A 24,629-nucleotide genomic window follows, 5' to 3' on the forward strand; every position below is an offset into this window, starting at 1 on the left:
CATTTGCTTTAAGAATACTCTTTTTTCACTAGGCACGCTTGTTTTGATTCAGGAGTTTACGAGTTTCTTACTTTTGGCATTAGAGGATATGGGAGATCTAAGACATAAACGAAGTCGCGTTTGGTACAAGATTTTACGGCGAAGATGAGTATGTTGGAAGCCGAAAATAATGTGATATTGCTTGTCTGTGGAGGGGTAATTACTTGTTTTTAAGGGTAAGTAACCCTGCCCAGATAATCTGAGCAGGGAAAAAGAGCATTTTATTTAAGGTGCTTAGTTGTACTTTACTTGACCGTTCCGCTCTTAAAGGCATTGGAGCCGACTTGCGTACCGTTGAGCGTTTTGCCGTAATAGCCTTGGTGCTGGTGATATTTCTCCGCGTTTGCGGTGACATTGCCTTTGAATCGAGGATCTTGTGGACGCTCATGGCTGTTGACGTATGCTGCGACATCCCATGCTTCTTGCTCTGTCAGCTGCACACTTTTCCCAAGCGGCATGTTTTCGTAAATAAAATAGGCTGCAGTGTTAATCCGGTGCATACCTGCGCCCCAGTTATACGCATATTCGCCCCAAAGTGGTGGAATGTATGAATGGTCGTTGGTGTCTTTGATGCCTGAACCGTCGGCGCGATGGCAAGTTTCACAGTTCTTTTCGTAGACCAATGCGCCTCGCTCTATTGATGGTTCTTTCTCAGGGGCGGCGATTTTTGGGTAGCCACGCCCAGAGAGATTACCTCGCTTTTCAACTGGTAATGCTTGTGCGATGGCTTCAGGCAACGGAAAGTCTTTTGCTTTTCCACCAATTTGCAACGCTTTTGCGTCTAGCTCTGGGATGGGTTCATCCGTCATACCATGTTTGTCAAGCAAGCCGCCCATCGCTAACCAGTAGGCGTAAGCACTAAGGGCAACAATTTCTGTCGAATCGTAAGCGGGCGCTTTACCGTTCATGGAATACTCGAAACAACCTTGGATACGGTCAGCATAGCTGTTTACGCGATCGTTTTTCTTACGATATGCCGGGTATGCCATGTAAGCTGCCCACAGTGGCGCAGCGTTTGCTTTTCGTCCTGCCTCCATATGGCAGTTCACACAGTTTTGTTCGTTGCCAACGTATTTTCCGCGCATTTGTTGTGAGTTAACAAAGAGCGAGTAACCGCGTTTTACTTGCTCACCAAATGCGGTGTTTGGGATTGTGCTGAGATCACGCGGTTTTAAGTATTCACCGTGATTTTCTTTTTCTATCGCAGGTAGCTCTTTCTGGCGGTCCGGTAATGGATCGTTAGCTAGTACGAGCGTAGAAATGAAAGGCAGTGCGAACAAAGAATAGAAACGTTTCATGACTGCTCCTAGTAACGTAATGAGGCAAAGTAGTAAGCAAGATTTTCGATCTCTTTGTCAGTGAGATTTTTTGCGATGGTCCCCATCATATTGAGCGGGTCGCCACTGCGAGTGCCGTTTTTCCATGCCATCAATTGCGTTTTTAAGTAATCAGCATGTTGGCTTGCGAGGCGAGGGAACTTGTCGACGCCCATACCGCTGGCTCCATGACAAGTTGCGCAAGCTGGAATATTTCTATCCCAATCGCCTTGGAAAATTAATTTACGATACGGGTTACGAATATCAGCTTGGTCGCCGCGTTGTTCTGGATTCGTGAACTCGTAGCTCGGGAGGTTAGCAAAGTACTCCATAACTTCCTTACGGTCTGCGGGATCGTTGAGTTCCTTCGCCATGCCTTGCATGACCACATTTTGGCGTTCGCCACTAAGGAATAGTTCGATTTGAGTGTTGAGATAGTTCGCGTTTAAACCAGCGATCATCGGCGCGATATTTGGCTGTCCCATGCCATCTTGGCCGTGACAACCGCTACATACGCTGGCTTTTTCCGGAATAGAAGAGGCGCTTGCGCCCATAGTGGTTGCTAACAAACAGGCCACCACCACTGTAAGAATTTTTGACATGCTGACTCACTTTAATTTTTATTAATATGTCTAAGTGCTACTTGGTAGTCACTTGGACGATATTGTCGGCCTTGTCAATAATGAAAGGTATTGTGGATTTCCACATATTTAATAAGTGTAAATGGCCGTATTTGTTTTTATTGGTTGTTCTATAAGCGATAAAAACAAAGTGGTGAAGAGCTGCACAAATCGGCAGCTCTAAGTGGTAGAGACGTCTTAACGTGCGGCGTTACGCTTTGCGGATTTTGGCTGGTAATGATTGACGAGCCGCGGCTCCTACCACCCAATCTAACAACACGCCTTTCCCTTCTCGGGTTGGGTCAATTAATCCGATGTCGTTAATGTTGACGCCATCTTGGCTGCGAGTTTTTACTGGTTGCTGTTTATCGCCGATCCAGTGCGAGCGTTGTCCTAGCTCGGTATGACCAAACCCATGTTCAAATCCGAGTGTGCCAGGGCGAATCCCGCTGACTATCATCGCAAGTGCTTTGGTGCTTGCAGATGGTGTCTCGATAACAAACTCATCACCCGTTTTAATGCCTGCGCGCTCGGCATCGATTGGATGGATGTACACTGGGTTTACGCCTTTAATCGAGTTCAACCTTGGCGATAGATTGGATACCGCACTGTGAATGTTGGATTTAAAGTTCGTCAGGCTGAAAGGCCATTCTGAGCTTGGGAACTGGTCTTCCATTGGTGTGCCATCGGCCAGTTTTTGTGGATGCCATGTTGGGCAACCCGTGTAGAAATCACCGGTCATGGTGTTTCTTGCGCTGCCGACACGTTCATTCCATATCGCGACAGGTCGTGTCCATTTGTGCTTCATTTGCTCACCTTGATACGCTTCGGTTGCATTTTCAAAGCGTCCGCCGCGAGCAAAAATAAACGCCACTCGTTTCATCTCATCCGCTGTTAGCGTTCTTTGCATCGCTGGCATTAAACGCTCTAAGCCTGACCATGCAATGTCTTCTGCCGAAACTTCAGGCACGCCGCCTTTCACATAAGCCAAGTTTGCCGCAGCTCGCAAATAGAAATCTTCGGCGTGATGGAGAGCGTGCCAGTTGCCTTGTGCATCTTGAATTGCATTGTCACCAAAACCGCCCAGCTGCATTTTCTTAGCAACATCAATCAGGAAGTTCTCTAAACAAATCGAGCGACCGTCGGCGGTTTTCTCTGTTCTCGCTTCCACTATCGGCCAACGAGCGGTGACGGTTTTCACCGGAACGTCGTGCCAAGGCGTTGCCATGCCCCAGCTTTCGTAAGTAACGGTGTCCGGCACAATGTAATCCGACAACGCGGTGGTTTCGTTAATGAATGCATCAACAGACACAATCAAACCGATCTGCTTTGGATCTTTAAGCTTGTCTTCCAGCAGTGTTTTCAAACCGGGTACACCATACATCGGGTTCGCCATGTGGTTGATCCACGCTTTAACGCGATATGGATAACCATCAATAGCCGCAGATAGGTGTTCTGTCAGCAGTGGCGCGGCAAACGGATACCAAGGGGCGCGAGTTGGATAAGGGGATTTTCCTGCCTCAACGCGACGTTTGTATTCGCTGGTTTTGTGGTATGGGAATTTACTGCGCGACAAAAAGACGCCTTTCGGGCCGACTTTGTCAGCAAATTTGATGAAGTCGTAACGAGGACCCGCAGCGGAAGTTGGGTAGCCACCCGCTTTCGCCATCGCGCCGCCTTTCATGTTGATATTACCAATCAACGCATTGAGCATCATGATGGTAAACGAGTTATAGAACCCATTGGTGTGCATGTTGCCACCGTGGGTATCGACCACCGCTTTTGTTCCGTGACTGGTAAAGCGCTTTGCTAGTTCAACAATTTGTTCGACAGGGATTTCACATTGTTGGCTGTAGAACGCAAGACTGTATTTGAACGCCTCTTCTTTGAGCCTTTGTAGAGACGATTTTACGCGCACTTCGCCTGATGCAAGCGAAACCGTTTTATCGACAAACAGTGCCGCCTCTCCTGTCTGGGTATGCACACCAAATTCGCCGCTTTGATCATCCACGATGACGTACGGGTCGGAATCAGACAACGCTTCGCCCTCGAATGGCAGATTCATATCCGATGCGCGTAAAAACGTGCCGTTTCTCGGGTGCTGCTCATCGCTTATCACTAGATGTGTAGCATTACACCAGTGCGCGGTGCCTGCTCGTTTCATCGCGTTTGCCCCCGGCTGCGCCAAGAAGGTTTTGTTGTAGCGTTGGTTTTCGATGATCCATTGGATCATGCCAAGCACGAGGGCAGAGTCGGTGCCCGGTTTGATTGGTATCCAGCGGTTATTGTCACCTGCTGCCAAGCTCGATGAACCCGCCGGCAAACTTGGTGTGATGATGGTGTATTCCAAGCTGCCTTCTGTTCGCGCATTGGCGAGTTGGCGCGCCTGACGCTTAAAAGGGTTACCCGCTTGAGCTGGTGACATTCCGATGAAGATGATGTATTCCGCGTTATCAAAGTCTGGCTTCAAGTGCGCGTTCTTATCTAAATCGTTCATGAATGCGCCGCTGCCAGCACGAAATGCGTAGCCGCAGTAAGAGCCATGATGCCCAAAGTTACGCGTACCATAGCTGTTGAACGCGAAGCGTTTGAATATGTCGTCTCGGCCTTCGTTACCGGCGTTGGTCATTAACAGTTGGTTGGCTTTCGGTCCATATTCTGGGTTTTCAGGATCAACGGGCGTTGTTAAATCGCGAATGTCGCGTAAGCCATCAACATGGCCTTCACCAAATAAATCACCACCTTCTACGACTTCTTCTATCAATTGCTCGTAGCTGATCGGAATCCATTTTCCTTCGCCGCGTTTTCCAACTCGTTTCAGTGGCTGAGTAATGCGGTACGGGCTGTTGCGAATTTCTAGCATCCCATTGCCACGTGCGCATGCTGTTGAACGACCGTCAAGGCCCGCTTCTCCTGCCAAACTTAAATAAGCATCTTTGACTGGCGTTTCGAACGGCATGTGTTGCTGATGAGAGAGTGGGTGATATGGGTTGCCAGTAATGCGCAAAATCTCGTCGCTGCGGTTATCAATGCGTACACGCAATCCGCACAGTGACCAACAACCAAAACACATCGATGGCGCAACGCGCTGATTTGGATTAGGGATTAGGTTGCCTTTGCTGTTGACCGTGTACTCTGGTTCAAGCGAGTTACCGTGGTGAATATCACGCGTTTTTTCTCCCGCAGTGCCTTCGAGCGCACCCTCGACCATGTGTTTGGTGGTGGTGGCGTAACCCGCAGCGAATGCGCCAAGCCCACCCACTGCAATGCCTGATTTCAAAAACTGACGGCGTTTGTTATCCATGATGAAATCCTCTTTGATTAGCGTTCAGTTAAGGTGAGTGATGAGGCTTTTACTTCGATCTTTTGTTTTGGCTGAACCAGCTCCGAACCGAGCAGTGCCAGTGCAAGCCATAATCCGAGCATGCCGATAATGCCTATCCAGCCATTTCCATCCATAGTGAGTTGGTATGGATACAGCCCTGCATCGAACTTGGCGATGGTTTGCACTTCCATGATGGTAAACCAGCGAATCAGCCATGCACTTGCCAGTGCGGCAGCAGACACAAAACTGAGCCCTATGACGTGACGAAATCTGGCTGATGTGGACTTTTGGGTATCGCGCAAGAAGATGAAGGCGAGCAAAACACAACCTAAAACGACAAAAGTGAGCAGGGCAATGTTGTGCATCCATTGTTCGCTAGAATAGAGCGAAAATGCGGAATTGTTGGATGCCCAAATCGGTAGCAGTATCAGCGTTAATACACCGCTGGTAACCACTGATTTTTTAAGTAAATTAGTATCGCCAGATGTCAGCGTCTTTGACTGACTAGGCAGCAAGAGCCAAATCAACAGAGAAAATCCGACCGCGCCCATAAATGCAGTGACAAACCAAAGAATTGGTGACGCGGGTTGGTGCCATAAAGGGCGCGATTGAACGACTGCAATTTCAGCTCCAGTATAAAGGGCGATGGTTAAGCCTGATAACACGGTGATTGCAGATATTGTGAGCATCACTTTGTGAGAAATAGCCCATTCACCAAGCGACAACTTAGATAACAGAGGTAGGACTTTTCCCGGTTGATTTCGCAGTGCGATAAGATCCTCGCGGAGATACAGCCATGCAGTCACTACCGCTAAACCTGAGAAAACAGGCAAGAAAAGCGACCCTAAAGACATCCATGACCACGGAGTGATGTGTGCGTAAAAATGCCATGCGCGTCCCGGTTGGTGAAGGTCGCCAGTTAACGCTAATGGCCCCACGATGGCGCCGATGGCCAGCGTCAGAACAAGCGCAGCGCGCAGTCTGTGACTGGTGTGTTTTTCAAATAATAGGGCGATTAGGAATAAAACAGCAGCCGCATAAGCCGAACCGATGTAGAAGAAATATTGCACCGCCCACGGGAGCCAAGCCATCGCTTGAGGTTGGACTAACACTTCGGTGATGTTCATGCGCGCTCTCCCTGTGGGTCGTAAATAGCAGGTTGTCCGTCGATGTGGCTGGTGAAGCGTTCATCCATGCCGATGTAAAACACGTGAGGCTTGGTGCCTTCATTGGGTTTTAGCACTTTGATATCGTCTTGGTGCTTCGCAATTAAGTGGCGGACTTCACTTGATGGATCATTCAAATCACCAATTACACGTGCACCGCCAACACAGGTTTCCACGCAGGCAGGCAATAGACCTTGTTCTAGACGGTGAGCACAGAAGGTACATTTATCTGCGGTGAGGGTGTCTTCATTGATAAAGCGAGCATCGTAAGGGCAAGCTTGTACGCAGTACGCGCAGGCGACGCAGCGGCTGTTATCCACCATGACAATGCCATCTTTGCGCTGAAAGGTTGCTTGAACCGGACACACTGCCACGCAAGGTGGGTTGTCGCAGTGGTTACAAAGGCGCGGTAGCATAAAGGCTTTTGCTTCTCGCGTGGTAGAGCCATCATCTAACGTAACTTCGTATTGCTTTACGGTGGTTCGGAATTGACCGATAGGCGCTTGGTTCTCGATGCTGCAACCCACAGTGCAAGCCTGGCATCCGACACATTTACGTAAATCTATCACCATGGCATAACGCTTCCCGACTTGTCCTTTTCGGTCAGCGGACTGGTTATTTCGAATAATGTTTCCCGCAGTTGCCGTGCCAATGCCTGCGACTGGAATTAACGCGGCTCCGGCTGTGACCGCGCTGAGAAAGCGACGTTTGGTGGAATCCATAACTCACCTGCTTTTTTGTTGTATTTGAATTGACTGATTCCATTGTGAGAAATGCACTGCGAGGCTTATATTGTGGATTTCCACATACCCAGATCAAACTTGATCTAAAACAAATGTGGTTTAGGGAAGGTAGCTGTTATTCTTGTCGTACTCTCTTGACGGAACGATTCGACTCATCATGAAAAAAGCACTGTGGCTTCAGCTTTGGATTCTTTGCTTAGTTGCCTTTGCATCTTTGGCTCACGGCGCAGTTTCTGAACAAGCAGATCTGCAAGAGCAAAAAGCAGAGCAGCCACAGGTCAAGAAAAAAGTCGAAGTGGGCGTGTTAGCGATACGTGGTCATCTTTATGCCGAGCAGAGATGGCAACCGACCATTGATTGGCTCAATCAGCAAATTTCCGATGTGCATTTTGTTCTTCATCCCCTTAACTTGGATGAAATGGGCGAAGCGGTGAAGTTTCAGACCATGGATTTCATCTTAACCAACCCAGGTCAAGCAGTGCGGTTGGGCAGGCAATACGCGCTGTCGTGGATGGCAACGCTAACCAGCAGAGCACCACAAAACTCGAATTACGGAATTGGTTCGGCGCTTGTGGTTCGAGCCAATTCAAGTTATCAAACGGTGCAAGATGTCTCAGGACGTCCCGTTGCGGCGGTATCAGAAAAAGCCTTTGGTGGTTATCTAACGATGCGCTATCAAATAGTCAAAATGGGGCTTAATCCAAACGATTTCTTTTCCGATGTCCGCTATCTTGGTTTTCCTATTGATGCCAACCTGTATCAATTACGTGATGGCAATGTGGAAGCGGCCGTCGTCCCTGCTTGTTTATTGGAACAGATGTTAAGTGAAGGGCTTTTACAACCGGGTAATTACCGAGTTTTAAATCAACAGCCGAACGAGCGCTCGTTATGCGCTGTTTCCACACCGCTTTATCCTAACTGGTCATTTGCCAAAACAGAGCGCGGCTCAGCTCAGATTGCCAAACAGATTGCGCAAGTATTGTTAGCGATGCCACCTGAACACCCTGCGGTTATTGCGGCAGGCGCGTCAGGTTGGACGTCCCCCGTCAGCTTGCTGAGCATCGACAAACTTTATCAGGCGTTGGATCTCCATCCGTTGCAACAACCTTGGTGGCAAGAAGCATTGCGCTGGCTGCGTAGTCATCAAGAATGGGCATGGGCGCTGTTCATGTTTGTTATTGTGTTGAACGCGTACCACTTTTGGCTTGAGTATCGATTTAGCAAGAGTAAGCAAGCGTTGGAGCAGACATCGTTACGATTAAAAGAGAAAAGCGAACAGTTAGAACACTCACAAAGAGTCGCGATTGTCGGAGAAATCGGCACTAGTCTTGCCCATGAACTCAATCAGCCATTGGCGGCCATTCGCAATTACAGTGAAGGCGGTTTACTTCGCTTGGCCAAAAAGCGCCCTCATGAAGATATTGTCCCAGTGCTTGAGAAAATACAGGGCCAAGTTGAACGAGCCGATGCAATTATTCAGCGCTTAAGAACGTTGATCCGCAAGCGTAGTGTCGACAAAGCGCCGTGCGATCCTCAAGTACTCATTGATGACACGATTGAGTTGCTCCATTTTCGAATGAAGAAGCAAAATATTTCGATTGTGACCAGTATAGAAGGGAACGTCCGTCCGGTACTTGTCGACGCTGTGGGCGTTCAACAGGTTTTAGTTAATGTGATCAGTAACGCGATTGATGCGTGTACTTTGTTCCAAGAGAAATATCACTCGTCAGGTTATCAAGGTAAAATTGCCCTGCATAGTGACTACCAAGTCAATCAACTTTCCATTCGAGTGTTAGACAATGGTACAGGGTTGCAGCAAGAGAATCCGACTCAAGCGTTTGTGAGTAGCAAAGAAGAAGGGCTTGGGCTGGGGTTAGCCATTTGTCGCGATGTGATGGAAATGCATGGTGGCGAGTTTGTCATCAGCTCGACAGCACCACATGGTTGTTTGGTTGAGCTTGTGTTTCCATATCAAAACTAATCTGAACTAGGCATAGGAGCATTCAATGAGCAGCGGTGAAAAGCAGCTACCTGTTTTTGTAGTCGATGATGATGAATCGGTGCGTGACTCGCTCGCTTTTATGCTGGAAGAGCATGACTTCAACGTGACGACTTTTGCTGATGGGCAATCTTTTCTCGATAAAGTGGACATTCATCAGGCCGGATGCGTGATCCTTGATAGCCGAATGCCCAACCTTCGTGGTCAGCAAGTGCACCAAATTTTAAATAAAGCCAACAGCCCGTTAGCCGTTATTTATCTGACAGGGCATGGTGATGTTCCGATGGCGGTCGATGCATTGCAAGCTGGGGCGGTCAATTTCTTCCAAAAACCAGTCAAAGGCGATGAACTGGCACGAGCCATTTTGCAGGGACAGGCGCAGTCTGCCACAAACCTCGATATGGCAGCAGCTAAATCGGCTTATGAATCGCTCACACCTAGAGAAAAAGACATTTTACGTTTGATTATTGAAGGAAAGCGCAACATTCGTATTGCTGACGAACTTTGCATAGCAATGCGAACGGTTGAAGTACACCGAGCTAATCTATTGAAGAAGTTCTCGGCAAAAACCGTTGCAGAGTTGGCATATATTTATGGCAAGCTAGATTAAAGCTTACCGAGTGAAGCCTCTTAAGGCTATTTAGAGGATACAACTTGAGCTTTATGACGACTCGCGTATTATCTTCTTCGTTCTTACTTTATCTGAATTCTTATGAGTTTGTTGACTAAACGACATCACACGCCACATAAGCGGGCAAAATGGCTACTAGCGATTATTGGCTGGGTGGTGGTTGTGTGTCTGATGCAAAATTCAGGTTTTGCATCGTCATGCTCTATGAAATATGAGACGGAATCGCCCGCGGTTTCACTTACTGATGAGCGTTCGAGCGTCAAGTCGATTGATACTAAAGAAACCAGCAAGTGCGAATTGTCTGAAAAGTTAATTCAGTTTTCTCAACATCAACTCGATGTATTTATTGTTGTTCTGTTTGTGGGTATTTTTGCTTCGGCAATTTGGTTGTGCAGTGCCTATATTGGTGCGCAACATTGGACGGAACCGATAGGCCGTAAGTATCGAGTCCATCTGACTTTCTGTGTGTTCCGAGAATAAAAGCGTGCTTTCTGACCACTAGCGTCAGTTATTTAGCACCTTTGTCTTTTAACTAGGAATCACTATGAATCAAATTACTAAACTGACTCAGTTTGCGTCCATGTTTTTTATGACGCTTGCTTTGAGTTTGCTCTCTCTGAGTGTTTTAGCTCAAATTACTGATACAGGTTGGCTAACCAACCCACAACATCCTCCAGTGCAAACGCGCTTTGTGCTCACTGGTCAACAAGATCCGCAAGCCAAAACACTTACAGGTTATTTGGATGTCAAGTTAACCGGAGACTGGAAAACTTACTGGCGTTCACCTGGTGAGGGCGGCGTAGCGCCATCTATTGATTGGCAAAATTCACAAAATTTATCCAAAGTGGATTGGCAATGGCCGCATCCACAAAAATTCGAACTATTAGGTATCGAGACTCTTGGGTATAAAGGCGATACTTTGTTCCCCATGACGCTGCACGTCGAAGACATGTCAAAACCTGTCACGATTGATGCGGTACTGACACTTTCTTCTTGTACGACGATTTGTGTGCTGACCGACTATAAAATTCAATTGACGTTCTTGCCTTCTGATCTAAAAGTCGATGAAGACGTGATGTTCAGTTACGCTCAAGCAGTGAGTAACGTGCCGCAGCCATCGCCGTTTATTGATGTTACTCAGGCGAGTTGGGATGCGAACCAATCGAAACTACAAATCAAGCTAAAGAACAGTCAGGGTTGGCAACAACCACAAGTGCTGGTGGATGGTGTCGATGAAGCAACGCGAGACTATAGCTTCAAGCTTGAAGGAATGCATCAAGAAGGAAACATCGTCACCGCGAGCTATATCGTTGATACTTGGCTGGGCGATGTGGAGTTAGATGATCAGTCGCTGTTTGTGACCATCAAAGACACCAATTTACTAGCAGAAGAAACCACTCAAGCAACTGCTGAGGCAATAGTTGAACCGTTGCCGAGCACGTCTCTAACGAGTGTTTTTCTATTCGCGTTGCTCGGCGGTTTAATTCTTAACATTATGCCTTGCGTTCTTCCGGTTTTGGGGATGAAGCTAAGTAGTATTGTTGCCGCTCAAGGTATCGAGCGTCGTCAAATTCGCGCTCAGTTTGTTGCCTCGTCACTTGGTATATTAACGTCGTTCTGGATTCTCGCTGGTTTTATTTTGGTGCTCAAGCTAACAGGTAATGCCATTGGCTGGGGCGTGCAATTTCAAAGCCCTTGGTTCTTAGGTTTTATGGTGTTGGTCACCACTTTGTTTGGGGCCAATATGCTGGGGCTGTTTGAAATCCGTCTATCATCGGGTACCAATACATGGCTGGCCTCGAAAGGTGATAACTCCCTAGTTGGTCACTATGTTCAAGGTATGTTTGCCACATTGCTTGCGACGCCTTGCTCCGCGCCTTTCCTGGGAACAGCCGTGGCGTTTGCCTTGGGTGCCGACGTATTAACGTTATTTGCAACTTTTACAGCATTAGCATTGGGTATGGCACTGCCTTGGATCTTAGTCGCTGTGTTTCCAAGTATCGCGCTGAAACTACCAAAGCCTGGCTCGTGGATGAATGTCGTTAAAATAGTGTTTGGCATAATGATGTTGGCAACCAGCGTTTGGCTACTTTCATTAATGGCAAATCATGTTCCGATGTTATGGATTGCACTTATCGCTGTGGCTGCTTTTGTTGTAATGATGGCAAGAGTTAAGAAAGTGTATGGTGAGAAAGCGCTTGCTGTATCCGGAACTGCGTCATTAGTGTTGATAGCTGGTGGCCTGTTACTTGGTAGTGTCACTGCCGACCAATGGGCGACACCGCTTCCTGAGGACTTAGCGTGGCAGAAGCTTTCTAACTCGGCGATTGAAGATCACGTCAATAATGGGCGAGTGGTGTTTGTGGATGTCACTGCGGATTGGTGTGTCACGTGTAAAGCGAACAAGATCGGTGTGATCTGGCAAGATCCTGTCTACTCATTGCTGCAAAGCCCTAATGTAGCGACGTTAAAAGGGGATTGGACACATCCGGACGGCTCGGTAACTGACTTTTTACGAGCTCATGGGCGTTACGGTGTGCCGTTTAACATCGTCTATGGCCCGGCAGCGCCACAAGGTATCCCGTTACCTGTGATTCTGACTGATGATGTTGTTTTAAGTGCGGTGAAGCAAGCGAGTGGGGGAGCTATTCAATGAGTTCGACAAAGCGGCGTAGAACATTCCGATATTGGCTCATTCAAATCGTACAGATGGTGCTCATTGTCACCGCGATTTCTATCGCGATGGATTGGTATCGCACTAAAGATATTCCTAAACAGGAGGCACCACCATTGAGCTCAGTATTGAGCGATGGTGAACACTTCGATGCAATCGCGCAAAGTTATGAACAACCTGTCGTTGTTTATTTTTGGGCGACTTGGTGTCCCGCTTGTAAATTTGTAAGCCCAAGCGTGAGCTGGCTGAGTGATGACTACACCGTAGTTGGCGTTTCTGGCTCGTCGGGACCGAATGAGCGTGTGGCGCAGTTTATGAGGGCAAAAGAATATCGTTTCGAAAACATAAACGATCCTTCAAGCGATATTATGCGCGAATGGAAAATTAGCGTGACCCCAACCATTTATGTTTTAAGAAATGGTGAAATTTCCTCCGTCACAACTGGCGTTACTACTCCGATAGGAATATTAGCGAGAATTTGGTTAGCTCGATAACGCAATAAAAATCCGATATTCAAAATATTGAGTATCGGATTTTTTCTTTTTATTTTCTCGCTCTAACGGGAATAATAATGTGTGCGTATGGCATACCATTCCACATCACGTATGGGCCATCATAACTTGAACCGGTTGGTAGAGAGTCGAGCAACACTTGGTCTAGGGTAATAATCATCATGTGTGGTTCTTCCACAATCCATTGGTTATCGTCCGTTATTCCTTCTGAAAATGGGTCGGTGTTATTGGCGCCGCCATCACCCGCTAACATGCCAAAAAGTACAATTAACTGAAATGAAATTAGTTAAATAGTCAGATTAATAAATCAAAGCTCAATTTAATAAAAAATTAAAGTTTGATAAATTTAATTATAGATTGACCTTAAAAAGGAGTTTTATTTAAATTTAAAATAGTAATTGATAGTTTTACTATGTTAATTTAAGTGTTCTTTTATAAACATTTTTCGTCTATTAATACGCATGGTTTAAAACATCTGGCTGTTCTGCTTTGAAGCGTGACCAAAAGATGCTAAATAGATGTTTTTAGTGATATGAGCTGAGTTTATTTGTAATCTATATTTTCAACACCTAATTTCCCTCGTATGGCTAATCGTATAAAACAACATTTTATCTTTATTGTTGTCACGCTAAAGCGTACTTTCTTAATTATATGATTGGTTATAAAGGTAACGAGAATGGGATTAAAAATCCGTGGCTCTGTTGGTATAAATGGCACTAATTCGAAAAATGATGTTAAAGCAGTTCAACAATTTTTAAATGATAACCAAAAGAGAATAGGTTTTACCCGACTGTTGGTTGTTGATGGCTCGTTAGGGCGGAGTCCTCATTTGTCGAAAACAGTAGAGGCAATAAAAGTGTGTCAGCGTAAGCTACTTTATATGGTAAAGCCAGATGGTCGGATCGACGTAAATGGTAGAACTCATCGTAAGCTCAATGGATTACCAACCTATAGCTCATTGAAAAATGATCCTCATGATGCTCAAAAACTAGTAACCAAAGTACCTTGGATGAAAACAGCGTTGGGAGAAATTGGACAAAAAGAAGTTTCAGGCACTAAGGGCAATCCAAGGATTTTAGAGTATTTTACAGCATCTAAGTTCTGGGGCACTGATGACTCTGGAGGTCAAAATGCTTGGTGTGGTTCGTTTGCCGCTTGGGTTTTTAAACAACACGGAATCACTCCAGTAAAAGAAGCTTATCGAGCAAAGGAGTGGAAGGGTTTTGGTAAAAACATCTCAGAACCTATACATGGAGCTCTAGGGATTAAATCGAGAAAAGGTGGTGGGCATGTTGCTTTTGTCGTGGGAAAGAGCCCTGATGGTAGGCATTTGTACATGTTAGGAGGAAACCAAAGCAACCAAGTCAACATAGCAAAGTACTCTATTGATGTCTGGGACAAGTTCGTAGTACCGAGTAACTACGATGAAACAAAAGGTACTTTACCTGTATATACAAAAGGCTCTGCCTTAGCAGGAACGGAAAGCTAAATATGAAGAAATTTATAAGTTTGCTAGGCTGTGTGAGCTTATCAGCTTGTGCTTCACAGGGAGTGTACTCTCAGAATGAGGTACTCAAAGATGCGATATTTCAAACGCCCTATTCTGCAGTGGTGAAAATTACAGGTTTTGAAAAGTTTGCTGAACACGAGGAAGATGTTCTCTTTAAAGTTCAAGCAGAAGTGATTCAGAAACTTCGTGGAGACGTTGGGTCTGAGATTACTTTCAGTATGTATGGCGAGCTAGGAGATGAGCCCAATATACACAATGATCCTGTCATTCTCACACTATGTCGTGATAAAGATACATATTATTGGCCTGGAACGGGGGCTGAGTTTGGGGCTAATCAAGAGAACATATTAAACGCTCAAGAAACAGCTGCTCACTTGGATACAGAACAGCGCCATTTTGCACATTGTTCAGAATGAAAAGGGTGGCGGTTGAAACGAGCGGTTACAGAGCATGTTAGTCGCCATCGTAGACAGCGTCTTTGCTGAATGATTCGTCGAGATTTTTTAGTCTTTGATTGTCAGAGGCGACTGACAAAACCATACCAACTGTGACAACCATACCGCTATTAAAGCAGGATATTATTCCTTCAACTTTGTGTTTTAGGAGTAGTCATTAGACTACCCAATAATTGTTGGAATAAATAATGACGAAACGTTGGCTTGTCTCCGCTGTGAGCATTGCGCTGCTCGGCGGTGGTACGTATTTCTATCTCCAATCTGCCGCTCAACCAGAATTGCTGCCTACATTGATTGTGGAAAAAGGCACGATTGAAAAACAAGCGGTGGCTGTTGGTAAAATTGTCCCTGCACACTCCGTGTCTATCAAGTCACAAATCGACGGTATCGTCGGTGAAATTTACGCGAAAGTTGGTGAAAAGGTGAAGCAAGGCCAGCCGCTGATCAAAGTGCGTCCAAACCCAACCCCCCAAGCATTAACGGATGCATCGGCAGAACTCATGCGTAGTGAAGCCGATCTGGAATCCGCCAAACAAAAACTGTCCAACTTAGAAAGCTTGGTCAAGCAGGACATTATTCCAAGTAACTACGACGAATACGTAAGTGCGTGCTCGGCAGTCAAATCTGCGCAAGCGGACGTATTGCAAAAGCGCCAGAATCTCGAACTCATCCGCAGTGGTGAGGCGTCTATCGGTGATGCGCGTTTAACGTCGACGATCTACGCGCCAATTGATGGCACGGTACTCAACCAGAAAGTTGAGGTCGGAGAGCCGATCATCTCGACTCAATCAAGCCAAGCCGCGACTGAAATGATGTCATTGGCCGACATGAACAGTCTGATTTTTAAAGGTAGCGTCAGTGAGCATGATGCTGCGCAGTTGTCTCCGGGAATGCCCGTTATGTTGACGGTTGCGCCTTATCCTGATGTGGCGATTTCTGGTGTGCTAACCAAAGTAGCGATTCAATCTGAGAACCTTAACTCACCAGAAGGCAACGCTTCGGCTAAAAGTTTTGATAACGGTTTTGAGGTTGAAGTGGGAGAACTCAAGATCCCACAAGATGTGTTGCTTCGTTCTGGTTTTTCATCGACGGCTCAAATCATTCTGAAGACTTCTGAAAACGTGCTCACGCTACCGGAGCGCGCTCTGCAATTTGATGGTGACGCACCGAATGTTCTGATCCCCGATAGCTCAGAACAAGGGTTTCATAAACAACCTGTGAAACTCGGTCTGTCAGATGGCATCAATGTCGAAGTGCTTGACGGCGTGGAGCTTGATGAAGAGGTTATCGACAACAGCATGATGGGAGCGGCGCATGGTTAAGCTGCAACGATCAAAAATCGCCTTTGCATTGTTGGCTTCCACGCTCAGTTTGCCGACCTACGCAATTTCTATTGAACAAGCTTGGCAACAAGCAAAGCAGAACGATCCAAATTACGAAAAAGCGAAAATCGGCGTCCAGCTTGGCGAGGTTGGCGTACAGAGTAGCCGCAGTGCGTTATTACCGGGTTTAAGTGCCAGTGCGTCAGCGGATTGGAATGAGTCCTCAAGCCATTCCAACAGTTACGGCGCTACCTTATCTCAAACTATTTGGGATAGCAGTTTGTGGTCGGAACTGGATCAAGCGAATGCCAATTATCTCAAAGCACAGTTAGAGCTATCTCAATCACATAACGAGCTTGCGCAGAAGTTGCTCACCGCTTACCTAGATGTGGCAAGCGCACAGGGCGACCTCAAATTGGCACAGTCCAAGCTGGAGGAGGGGAAAGAACTTCTCAACATCATTGAGAAACGCTATCGAGCAGGCAAAGTGAAGTCGGTTGATGTTGAAGAGATGCGAGCGAATCAAGTCTCTGAGCAAGCAAGTATCCTCAATGCAAAAGCCGATCTCGAAGTGAAAAAAGCAGAGCTTGCGGCGTTAATCAATCAAATGCCGGAGAGTGTCGACCAAATTCGAACGGATTCTCTAATTCAGCCGCCGATGCTGGTGGACTCTCAGGAGCAATGGCTAAAGCTGGCGAAAGACAGCAGTCCAGAGCTGTTGGTAGCGGCGCAGATGGTGAAAGCGAGCGAGTTCGCGAAAGATTCAGCTAAAGGTGGATACTACCCAACCGTCAAAGGCAGTGTGGGCTACAGCGATGGTGACAATCGTTCAAACGGCGAGTTTAACGCTGGGATTAGTTTGAGTTTGCCGATTGACCTCAATGGTGCAGTGCGAGCGAAAGTGGACGAAGCATCGTTGAACATTTTAAGCGCCAAGCAAGATATGCGTAGAGTGGAAATTGATATTCAGAAACGAGTTATTCAGCAGTTTACGCAGGTCGATATCAATTGGAATCAAGTTTTAATAGCGAACGAGCTGGTTGAGTCGCGCGCCAGAGTGTTGCAAAGCAAAGAGAAACTTTACGACGCTGGTCTGCTTGAAGTGTCGGAAGTTATCAGTGCACACAACAGCTTGTTTGAGGCGAAAAACAGTCTGCAAACCAACTTGTACAGCTATTGGCGTAAGAGAATCGGCTTACTGCAAACCGCAGGGAAACTCGATGACGATACAATGGCGTTGATCTCTCAGGCTTTTCATTCATGAGCAGCCTGTTGCAGCAAACTTGGCAAACGTTGATGGCGCACCGTATGAAGAGCGTGCTAGCCATTATCGCGATTGCTTGGGGCGTGATCTCTGTGGTGGTGTTAATCGCACTTGGCGAAGGCTTTTATCGCCATCAGACCCAGTCGTTTTCCTTTATGATCAACAATGTGCAAGTGGTGTTTCCGTCGAGTACCAGTAAACCGTGGCAAGGGTTACCTTCAAGACGACAAATTGATATTCCACAAGAAAAAGCCGACATGATCAAACAGTCGGGCTTCGTGCAACAGGCGTCTAGCGTTTACGCCAAATGGGATGCGAATATCACCAATCTCAAAGGACAGAATTTATCGAGTACGGTCAGCGGTATTGATACGTCTTACTTTCCTTTAATGCAACGCAAGCTGCAATCCGGTTCGAGAAACCTGTCACCCAGTGATATGGACAACCATACTCGCGTGGCGGTGTTAGGCGATCAAATTGCGCAAATGGGCGGAATCCAAATCGGGGATAAGCTCAAAGTCAACGGCATTCCGTTTTTGGTGATTGGGATAACCGTCGGTGAGGACACTGGCATTTCATTCGGCGATAGCCGCACGGTTTTCATTCCTCAAACAACGTACCGCGATTTGTGGGATGCGAAACCTTGGATGGTATTGATGAAGCCGAGAGACGGGATGGATGCACCGTCGTTTCGACAAAATATCGTGAACTTTTTCGCCAAGCAGCTTCATTTTGACCCAAGTGATAAAGATGCGGTCGAATTACCCGATTTTAGTGAAGGTGCGGCGGTCATCAGTGGAATTTTGCGTGGCATTCAGATTTTTCTCGGAGCGAGCGGTGCGATGACCATGGCGGTCGGTGCGCTTGGCGTTGCCAACATCATGTTTTTATCCGTCACGGAGCGCACGCGTGAAATCGGTGTGCGTTTGGCGATCGGGGCGACTCAAAAATCCATACTCAGTCAGTTTATTCTTGAAGGGTTTATTCTGGTAGCCGTGGGCACGGCATTAGGTCTGATGTTTTCGTATGCCGTGGTGTCTGTCCTAAGCAGCATGGCATTACCGGAATGGATTGGTTTACCTGTGATCACGCTAGATTCCATTGCTTGGTCTTTACTTGTGACGCTTATCTTGGCATTGATGGCATCGTATTTCCCAGCAAGGCGAGCATCGCGTCTCACGCCAGTCATTGCTTTGAGTGCGAGGGCCTAGTCATGTTGTTACCGATGAGACAAATTTTCCAAGAAATGGCTGCAGAAAAGCTGAGATTGGGTTTGACCATTCTGGCTGTAGCGTGGGCGACCCTCTGTATCGCTGCTATGTTGGCGGTAGGTGAGGGTATTCGTCAGGGCGTATTGAAAACCGCACAAAATGGTAACGGCAACTTGATTTATTTGACCGGAGGGATGGCCACCGTCGACCACGGTGCTTTTCACCAAGGTAAATTTCTGACATTAAAAATGGACGATTCAGAGGTCGTTCGAGCGTTACCCGATGTAAAAAGTGTTGCGCCAACGGCGAAGTGGAAAGAGCGCATCACCGTTGGTGACAGAAGCTCGTGGCAAGAGCCCTTAGCGGTCACGAGCGAGTTTCAATCCATGACCAATTTGGTGCCGATGGCGGGAGGGCGATGGTTAAATCCACTCGATCAAAAAGAGACGCGCAAAGTCGTTGTACTGGGTTATGAACTGGCAGCCGACTTATTCAACCCGAATGAGGACTTTAGTTGGTTTGCGACAGTCACATTGCAAGTCAACCCTGTGGGGAAAAAGGTAAAAATCGGCAATGAGGAGTTCTCCGTTGTGGGCGTATTGGAGAAAAACAGCGCTCAAATAGAACTGGGGGATCTTATCAACTATTCCAGCTTTGTGCCGTTAGCGACGTGGAAGCGATTTCATGTCAACGGTGAAATTGGTGGCATCAATGTGCAACCACAAGCCGATGTAGACCGAGAAGCCTTAGCAAAGACGATCAGGCAAGTGATTGCCCGTAAGCACGGGGCAAGTGTCAGCGATGAGCAGATCGTCCAAGTCGATGATATGTTCCTTAAGCAAAAGAGTATGCAGCAGTTTCTGATAGGTTTGCAGAGTTTTCTTGGCATTATCGGCTTCGTGACGTTAGCTGTTGCTGGCGTCGGCATTGCCAATGTGATGTATGCCACCGTAAAGCGATCTACGCGTGATATCGGCGTGCGCATGGCAGTCGGTGCAACCCCAACGGCCATTCGCATGCACTATTTAGTGCAGTCTTTATTGACAATGATGATGGGGGGCGCGCTTGGCTTAGCCGTGACGTACGCGCTGGTGTCTGCCATCAGTTCCATTCCTTTAGAGGGCAATGCCTTTTATGAACAACTGGGTAAACCTGTCCCTGAGTTGTCGTGGGTCGTTGTCGCGATTGTCATCCTCACCTTAGTGATAATTGGTGTGGCATCTGCATGGTTACCTGCAAACCGAGCCGCAAAAGTCAGCCCATTGGAGGCGCTACAAAGTGAATAACAACAATAACTCTGGAGAGAACATGTCGAACCAGCCGCTTGTTGAGCTAACCAACATCTGCAAATACTACTCAAGCGGAGAGGCGGAAGTACGTGCGCTCGACGGCGTAGACTTAACCATCAATCAAGGTGAGTTTCTTTCGATTCTTGGCCCGTCTGGCTCGGGTAAATCAACGCTAATGAACATGCTCGGCTGTTTAGATAAGCCCACCGATGGCGAGTACCAACTTGGCGGCCAAAACGTAGCAAGTTTAAGTGCGAATGAGTTGGCTGGCATTCGTAACCAAAAGATCGGGTTTGTCTTCCAAAGCTTTAACTTATTGGAATACGCGACGGCGCTTGATAACGTGGCACTGCCGTTGGTTTACTCTGGCATCAAAGCCAAAGAACGTCGCCAGCGCGCAGCTAAATTGCTAGAGCAAGTCGGGCTAGGGGATCGTTTAGACCATAAACCAAACCAGCTTTCTGGTGGTCAAAAGCAGAGAGTTGCGATTGCAAGAGCCTTGGTCAACGACCCTCAAATCATCCTAGCTGACGAGCCAACCGGCGCGCTCGATTCAAAATCTGGTGCTGAGATCGAAGCTCTGTTCAACCAACTCCACGCCGAAGGTAGAACCTTAATCATCGTGACGCACGATAACGCTCTGGCAGAGCGCACTAAACGCATCATCACCATCAAAGACGGCAAGGTAATTTCGGATAGGGTGCCGGTAAGTAGGGAGAAATGAGCTTTTCTTAATTGAGAACTGAGTTTTAAGGGAAATAGCGATACAGAGGCTATCTCCCTTTACTTTTTATTCGCGATGTTCGTTTTGTCTCTCTTTTTTCAAGTCATGCTTTTGTTCTTTAAGTAGAGTGATTGCGAGCTTAGTGTCCTCAATCAATTTACTGTTATCGTTGAGATCTTTGCTCTTCAAAGGCAAAACTAGATAATGAATGCTGCCATCTGCGTTCTGTACTCCGGTAGCGATGATGACATCACCTTCAGACGCCGTACCAAAATACTCTGATACGACTTTGGTTTCGCTGACACCGTAGCTATCCAAATAGGATGACTCCGTATTGTCAAACAAGATAGGACCCCCTTGCTTAGCTAATGTTCGCAATTGTTTTTGCTTTTTCTCGTCGAATGGATAGTCGGTTGTACTGATGTAACTTACCTGTTCAGCTTCAATAAAATCGTACAGTTCATTGCTCAGTTCATTTAATGGGGCAGATATCCAAGGTGTAGCTGGAATGACGTCGGAAGTATCATCATTGCTACTTTGTGGTGTTGGAGCGGTAACAACCTCTTGAGCAGCATCGCTCTCAGGAGGCGGTACACTTATTGTCGCAGCGTCTTCTGTCTTGATTTGCTCATCAAGGCTTGCAACAGGTTCGGTCAGGGCATTCTTGTTATTTGAATTAATCAGAAATATGGCGAGTACTGCACCAAGTGCTAGCACCGATCCAGTCAAGAGTTTTTTGTTACTTGTCATGTGTCATGTCTTACCGTTTATTTCATTAGTAAATACGGCGGCCACTTATTTATTCCGTGGCCGCAGGCTAATAAGTTAGTGGTAGAGATCGTCATTCCAAGAGATAGTTACGGCTCGGCTAGTCTCTGTCCATTGACTGCTATCGCGATTTTTCTTCCAGGTATTTTCTGGAGTGGTATACCAGCTACACCAGTCGCGACCAAAGTAGTAATTGGTTTTTCGCCAACCAGCAACCAGCTTGACCTCTGATGTATCTAGGCCATCTTGAATGTCATTTTTTCTATATACGACGCCGACTTGTGGTTTAAAGTCTGAACGCATAACAACAGGTAACTCATTGTAATCAATCAAATTACCCATGTCACAACTGGTCCAACGATACAATAACCAGTCTTTAGCTGGCGTATTATGGCGGATAGTCTTGTTTTCAATTAACCATTTAATGCTTTCGTTAGCTTGGTTAAAATCGGCAACCGTTTGAAACTCTGGCTGGTCGTACGTTACACGGTTGCTCCAGGAGATTCCCCCACTAATATTTGGAGAAGTAGAAGCACTGAATCCAAGGTTAAAATCTAGAGACTCACTGACAGATGCCGTTGCAATGGTGTTTTCTGGAGCATGGCTCATGTGGCGTAAAGGGGCGCCATTTAAATAGCTCAGTGCCAGCTTAAAAGCCGTTGGAACGGTGTAACGGTAATCTCCCCCAGTAGCAAAACCATAGATTTGTTCTTTGTTTGGAACATTAGTCATGTCGAAGCCAGAACCGCCATTTAGGATCAACTTGGCTTCTTTAGCGCCATTTGGTAGCAAAGATTGGTTCCAGACATTTTCTAAAGAATAAATTAAGCGGATTTTTTTCGAGCGTGCATCACCATCATCAAGCTGAAGCAACGTCGAAGTGTAAGATTTTAATGTATCTTCAGCATGTGCTGGTGCTAAAGAACCAAGTAAAGCGAGTGCGATAATACTCGCGGAAAGATGCTGTTTTTCCATTATTGTTTCCTATTAGTCAGCCCATAAAGACTTTTGTTTTAAACCATCTTGATGGGCACTTTATAATTATGGACAGGTTATAAATTCAAGCTCAATAAATGAGCGGTGAAATAGTGCATCTTGTTTTTTATTAAAAAAAGAAAAAGGATAGATTCGTGGGATTAATGTCTCATAGTTTTTAAATTCACCTCTCAACTATAACAAATAAGAATTTGGTTATTAAGCCTTGTCTTTTTAAGTTATTGCTTAATTTTAATCTTCTAATGTTATATTGAGCTTTTTTATTGATAAAAGTGAATTTTATAAATGTTAGCCATGTTATTTTTAGGGTTTTTGTTATACCAAGCTAAGTAAAGTATCGTTATGTGGTTATCTCGGGTTTATGGGTTTAATTCAAATTAAAACAGTGATTTATGTTTTTTTGTTATTGGTTTTTTAGAACTTGATGTAATAGTTGAGTGATAAAGTCCGTCAATGAAGTTGCCATGTTCGTGTATGAAGTTATATGTGCTTTTACAGCAGGAAATTAAACTTTACGTTTAAGATGGCAAAGATAGAAAAAGAAATAAATAAGATAATTAAATAATCATATTTCGAGAATATAAAATGTAACGTACTTCTAATTAAACGAATGCTTGAATAAACGATGGGATGTGAAACGTGCTATTTAAGTTACGCTGTCCTATATTCCAGTTGGCGTCTTGTTTATACAATGCGTTTTCTCGGCTTAAAACTGGTTTACGTACTGCTAATCCCTTATCAGTTTCTTAATTACACATATTGGCAATATGCTCGCCAAGTTACGTGTATTGGTGTCAATGAAAAACAGTATCTACGATAACTCTCTCAGGGTTGGAACTCCCACTATGAATTTCCTTCATGTTCAATGTGAAACAATACCAATATTACTCAACTCGTGAAGCAAGTATAAAAAAAGGACTGCTCTGGTGTTAGGCACTGCGACGGTCATTTTTGTACTAACCGTTCGTCGTAAGTGCTGTGCAACCTAACGATTGGGAAAACCAAAAAACAAAAAATGTCCCCATGCACAGAGTTAGGAAAAGTCTGCTTTATCTAAGGAAATAGGATACCAACTCACGATGAATAACGATTTCACATTTGCTATCAAAAGCATTCGCTTTGATGAGAATTACCAACCATCAGACAACACGCGAATCACTACCAATTTTGCTAATCTGGCTCGCGGAAACTACCGCCGAGATAATCTGCGTAATGCACTCCGAATGATCGACAATCGTTTTAATGCGTTGGCATATTGGGATAACGCGCAAGGTGACCGCTACTCAGTTGAACTTGAAATCATCTCTGTTGATATGGATATCCAAGGTAGTGGAGAAGCATTCCCATCGATTGAAGTGCTCAAAACTAACATTGTTGATCACAACACTAACGAGCGCATCGAAGGCATTGTGGGCAACAACTTCTCTTCATACGTGCGTGATTACGACTTTAGCGTTTTGCTGTTGGACCACAACAAAAACCAGCCACAGTTCAGCATCCCAGCGAACTTCGGTGACTTGCATGGCAAACTGTTCAAAGCTTTCGTTAATTCTGAGTCTTACAAACAGCATTTCAAAAAGCTGCCAGTGATTTGTCTGAGCGTATCGGACAACAAAGTATACCGACGTACTGAAAACCAACATCCTGTTTTGGGCTTTGAATATCAGCCGAACGAATCTTCGTTGACGGAGCAGTACTTCAAAAAGATGGGCTTACAGGTGCGCTACTTTATGCCGCCAAACAGTGTTGCACCATTGGCATTCTACTTCTTCGGTGACTTGTTGAACGATTATTCAAACCTAGAGCTTATCAGTACGATTAGCACGATGGAGACATTCCAAAAGATTTACCGACCTGAGATTTACAATGCCAACGCGGTTGCCGGTAATTGCTACCAGCCAAACCTAAAAAACCTAGACCACTCGCTAACTCAAATCGTTTACGACCGAGAAGAGCGCAGCCAACTGGCAGTTGAACAAGGGAAATTTGCCGAGGAGCATTTCATCAAACCCTATCAATCTGTGCTTGAACAATGGTCTGCAAGCTACGCGTAATCGATAACGAG

The 24,629-nt window shown here is 46.0% G+C and carries 21 protein-coding genes; 13 read left to right on the plus strand and 8 right to left on the minus strand.

Annotated features, from left to right (window positions below; genetic code table 11):
* Positions 1-284: 284 nt before the first annotated feature.
* From J4N40_RS05570 to dsrO, 5 genes are all read right to left on the minus strand, one after another.
* A complete protein-coding gene (locus tag J4N40_RS05570; RefSeq protein WP_017633872.1) occupies positions 285-1,337 on the minus strand; it encodes a c-type cytochrome in 1,053 nt (350 codons plus the stop codon).
* 8 nt (positions 1,338-1,345) lie between these two features.
* On the minus strand, positions 1,346-1,957 hold the full coding sequence (locus J4N40_RS05575) for a c-type cytochrome (RefSeq protein ID WP_250654407.1): 612 nt from the start codon (positions 1,955-1,957) through the stop codon (positions 1,346-1,348).
* Between the two features lie 229 nt (positions 1,958-2,186).
* Positions 2,187-5,279, minus strand: a complete 3,093-nt coding sequence (locus tag J4N40_RS05580; RefSeq protein ID WP_054576215.1) for a tetrathionate reductase subunit A — start codon at positions 5,277-5,279, stop codon at positions 2,187-2,189.
* Between the two features lie 17 nt (positions 5,280-5,296).
* Positions 5,297-6,427, minus strand: a complete 1,131-nt coding sequence (gene nrfD, locus J4N40_RS05585) for an NrfD/PsrC family molybdoenzyme membrane anchor subunit (RefSeq protein ID WP_047103395.1) — start codon at positions 6,425-6,427, stop codon at positions 5,297-5,299.
* Positions 6,424-7,188, minus strand: coding sequence for a sulfate reduction electron transfer complex DsrMKJOP subunit DsrO (gene dsrO, locus J4N40_RS05590; protein ID WP_047103392.1), 765 nt, complete (start codon positions 7,186-7,188; stop codon positions 6,424-6,426). The genes nrfD and dsrO overlap by 4 nt, the downstream gene beginning before the upstream one ends.
* A gap of 178 nt (positions 7,189-7,366) precedes the next feature.
* Between dsrO and J4N40_RS05595 the strand changes: the two genes are divergently transcribed.
* The 5 genes from J4N40_RS05595 (at position 7,367) to J4N40_RS05615 (ending at position 13,007) form a co-directional block, all read left to right on the plus strand.
* Positions 7,367-9,190 carry a sensor histidine kinase gene (locus tag J4N40_RS05595; RefSeq protein WP_047103390.1) on the plus strand — a complete coding sequence of 608 codons (1,824 nt, stop codon included), beginning with the start codon at positions 7,367-7,369 and terminating at the stop codon, positions 9,188-9,190.
* A 25-nt stretch (positions 9,191-9,215) separates the two neighbouring features.
* Positions 9,216-9,818, plus strand: coding sequence for a response regulator transcription factor (locus tag J4N40_RS05600; protein ID WP_047103388.1), 603 nt, complete (start codon positions 9,216-9,218; stop codon positions 9,816-9,818).
* Between the two features lie 102 nt (positions 9,819-9,920).
* Complete coding sequence (locus J4N40_RS05605; RefSeq protein ID WP_080996681.1) at positions 9,921-10,319, plus strand: hypothetical protein; 399 nt, start codon at positions 9,921-9,923, stop codon at positions 10,317-10,319.
* A gap of 64 nt (positions 10,320-10,383) precedes the next feature.
* A complete protein-coding gene (locus tag J4N40_RS05610; RefSeq protein WP_171345891.1) occupies positions 10,384-12,495 on the plus strand; it encodes a protein-disulfide reductase DsbD family protein in 2,112 nt (703 codons plus the stop codon).
* The gene (locus J4N40_RS05615) at positions 12,492-13,007 is read left to right on the plus strand and encodes a protein disulfide oxidoreductase (protein ID WP_171345892.1); all 516 of its coding nucleotides are present in this window, start codon (positions 12,492-12,494) and stop codon (positions 13,005-13,007) included. Before J4N40_RS05610 ends, J4N40_RS05615 begins: the two co-directional genes overlap by 4 nt.
* A 49-nt stretch (positions 13,008-13,056) precedes the next feature.
* Here J4N40_RS05615 and J4N40_RS05620 read toward each other — a convergent pair whose 3' ends face one another.
* Positions 13,057-13,278, minus strand: coding sequence for a hypothetical protein (locus tag J4N40_RS05620; RefSeq protein WP_005385790.1), 222 nt, complete (start codon positions 13,276-13,278; stop codon positions 13,057-13,059).
* Between the two features lie 423 nt (positions 13,279-13,701).
* On the opposite strand from J4N40_RS05620, the gene J4N40_RS05625 reads away from it, so the two are divergent.
* The 7 genes from J4N40_RS05625 to J4N40_RS05655 all read left to right on the plus strand — a co-directional run bounded on the left by J4N40_RS05625 (position 13,702) and on the right by J4N40_RS05655 (position 20,800).
* The gene (locus J4N40_RS05625) at positions 13,702-14,514 is read left to right on the plus strand and encodes a TIGR02594 family protein (protein WP_054577663.1); all 813 of its coding nucleotides are present in this window, start codon (positions 13,702-13,704) and stop codon (positions 14,512-14,514) included.
* Between the two features lie 2 nt (positions 14,515-14,516).
* Positions 14,517-14,951 carry a hypothetical protein gene (locus tag J4N40_RS05630; RefSeq protein WP_017633884.1) on the plus strand — a complete coding sequence of 145 codons (435 nt, stop codon included), beginning with the start codon at positions 14,517-14,519 and terminating at the stop codon, positions 14,949-14,951.
* 227 nt (positions 14,952-15,178) lie between these two features.
* The gene (locus tag J4N40_RS05635) at positions 15,179-16,312 is read left to right on the plus strand and encodes an efflux RND transporter periplasmic adaptor subunit (RefSeq protein WP_054574779.1); all 1,134 of its coding nucleotides are present in this window, start codon (positions 15,179-15,181) and stop codon (positions 16,310-16,312) included.
* Positions 16,305-17,576: a TolC family protein gene (locus J4N40_RS05640; RefSeq protein ID WP_250654408.1), complete on the plus strand. Its 1,272-nt coding sequence runs from the start codon at positions 16,305-16,307 to the stop codon at positions 17,574-17,576. The genes J4N40_RS05635 and J4N40_RS05640 overlap by 8 nt, the downstream gene beginning before the upstream one ends.
* Complete coding sequence (locus J4N40_RS05645) at positions 17,573-18,787, plus strand: ABC transporter permease (protein WP_250654409.1); 1,215 nt, start codon at positions 17,573-17,575, stop codon at positions 18,785-18,787. The genes J4N40_RS05640 and J4N40_RS05645 overlap by 4 nt, the downstream gene beginning before the upstream one ends.
* 2 nt (positions 18,788-18,789) lie before the next feature.
* On the plus strand, positions 18,790-20,073 hold the full coding sequence (locus J4N40_RS05650) for an ABC transporter permease (RefSeq protein ID WP_250654410.1): 1,284 nt from the start codon (positions 18,790-18,792) through the stop codon (positions 20,071-20,073).
* Between the two features lie 22 nt (positions 20,074-20,095).
* Positions 20,096-20,800 carry an ABC transporter ATP-binding protein gene (locus J4N40_RS05655; protein ID WP_170890532.1) on the plus strand — a complete coding sequence of 235 codons (705 nt, stop codon included), beginning with the start codon at positions 20,096-20,098 and terminating at the stop codon, positions 20,798-20,800.
* Between the two features lie 66 nt (positions 20,801-20,866).
* Here J4N40_RS05655 and J4N40_RS05660 read toward each other — a convergent pair whose 3' ends face one another.
* Together J4N40_RS05660 and J4N40_RS05665 are read right to left on the minus strand one after the other, a co-directional pair.
* A complete protein-coding gene (locus J4N40_RS05660; RefSeq protein WP_250654411.1) occupies positions 20,867-21,550 on the minus strand; it encodes a topoisomerase I in 684 nt (227 codons plus the stop codon).
* A 75-nt stretch (positions 21,551-21,625) separates the two neighbouring features.
* Positions 21,626-22,543, minus strand: a complete 918-nt coding sequence (locus tag J4N40_RS05665) for a leukocidin family pore-forming toxin (RefSeq protein WP_250654412.1) — start codon at positions 22,541-22,543, stop codon at positions 21,626-21,628.
* Between the two features lie 1,100 nt (positions 22,544-23,643).
* Here J4N40_RS05665 and J4N40_RS05670 point away from each other — a divergent pair.
* Positions 23,644-24,618, plus strand: a complete 975-nt coding sequence (locus tag J4N40_RS05670; RefSeq protein WP_250654413.1) for a DUF1852 domain-containing protein — start codon at positions 23,644-23,646, stop codon at positions 24,616-24,618.
* The last annotated feature ends 11 nt before the right edge of the window (positions 24,619-24,629 follow it).

Origin of the sequence: Vibrio sp. SCSIO 43097 (assembly GCF_023650755.1) — a bacterium.
Classification (GTDB): Bacteria; Pseudomonadota; Gammaproteobacteria; order Enterobacterales; family Vibrionaceae; genus Vibrio; species Vibrio alginolyticus.

What these genes read in the sequence shown, in the direction of transcription:
- J4N40_RS05570 (WP_017633872.1), bottom strand. Translation starts at nt 1,337, where the DNA reads ATGAAACGTTTCTATTCTTTGTTCGCACTGCCTTTCATTTCTACGCTC.
- J4N40_RS05575 (WP_250654407.1), bottom strand. Translation starts at nt 1,957, where the DNA reads ATGTCAAAAATTCTTACAGTGGTGGTGGCCTGTTTGTTAGCAACCACT.
- J4N40_RS05580 (WP_054576215.1), bottom strand. Translation starts at nt 5,279, where the DNA reads ATGGATAACAAACGCCGTCAGTTTTTGAAATCAGGCATTGCAGTGGGT.
- nrfD (WP_047103395.1), bottom strand. Translation starts at nt 6,427, where the DNA reads ATGAACATCACCGAAGTGTTAGTCCAACCTCAAGCGATGGCTTGGCTC.
- dsrO (WP_047103392.1), bottom strand. Translation starts at nt 7,188, where the DNA reads ATGGATTCCACCAAACGTCGCTTTCTCAGCGCGGTCACAGCCGGAGCC.
- J4N40_RS05595 (WP_047103390.1), top strand. Translation starts at nt 7,367, where the DNA reads ATGAAAAAAGCACTGTGGCTTCAGCTTTGGATTCTTTGCTTAGTTGCC.
- J4N40_RS05600 (WP_047103388.1), top strand. Translation starts at nt 9,216, where the DNA reads ATGAGCAGCGGTGAAAAGCAGCTACCTGTTTTTGTAGTCGATGATGAT.
- J4N40_RS05605 (WP_080996681.1), top strand. Translation starts at nt 9,921, where the DNA reads ATGAGTTTGTTGACTAAACGACATCACACGCCACATAAGCGGGCAAAA.
- J4N40_RS05610 (WP_171345891.1), top strand. Translation starts at nt 10,384, where the DNA reads ATGAATCAAATTACTAAACTGACTCAGTTTGCGTCCATGTTTTTTATG.
- J4N40_RS05615 (WP_171345892.1), top strand. Translation starts at nt 12,492, where the DNA reads ATGAGTTCGACAAAGCGGCGTAGAACATTCCGATATTGGCTCATTCAA.
- J4N40_RS05620 (WP_005385790.1), bottom strand. Translation starts at nt 13,278, where the DNA reads ATGTTAGCGGGTGATGGCGGCGCCAATAACACCGACCCATTTTCAGAA.
- J4N40_RS05625 (WP_054577663.1), top strand. Translation starts at nt 13,702, where the DNA reads ATGGGATTAAAAATCCGTGGCTCTGTTGGTATAAATGGCACTAATTCG.
- J4N40_RS05630 (WP_017633884.1), top strand. Translation starts at nt 14,517, where the DNA reads ATGAAGAAATTTATAAGTTTGCTAGGCTGTGTGAGCTTATCAGCTTGT.
- J4N40_RS05635 (WP_054574779.1), top strand. Translation starts at nt 15,179, where the DNA reads ATGACGAAACGTTGGCTTGTCTCCGCTGTGAGCATTGCGCTGCTCGGC.
- J4N40_RS05640 (WP_250654408.1), top strand. Translation starts at nt 16,305, where the DNA reads ATGGTTAAGCTGCAACGATCAAAAATCGCCTTTGCATTGTTGGCTTCC.
- J4N40_RS05645 (WP_250654409.1), top strand. Translation starts at nt 17,573, where the DNA reads ATGAGCAGCCTGTTGCAGCAAACTTGGCAAACGTTGATGGCGCACCGT.
- J4N40_RS05650 (WP_250654410.1), top strand. Translation starts at nt 18,790, where the DNA reads ATGTTGTTACCGATGAGACAAATTTTCCAAGAAATGGCTGCAGAAAAG.
- J4N40_RS05655 (WP_170890532.1), top strand. Translation starts at nt 20,096, where the DNA reads ATGTCGAACCAGCCGCTTGTTGAGCTAACCAACATCTGCAAATACTAC.
- J4N40_RS05660 (WP_250654411.1), bottom strand. Translation starts at nt 21,550, where the DNA reads ATGACAAGTAACAAAAAACTCTTGACTGGATCGGTGCTAGCACTTGGT.
- J4N40_RS05665 (WP_250654412.1), bottom strand. Translation starts at nt 22,543, where the DNA reads ATGGAAAAACAGCATCTTTCCGCGAGTATTATCGCACTCGCTTTACTT.
- J4N40_RS05670 (WP_250654413.1), top strand. Translation starts at nt 23,644, where the DNA reads ATGAATAACGATTTCACATTTGCTATCAAAAGCATTCGCTTTGATGAG.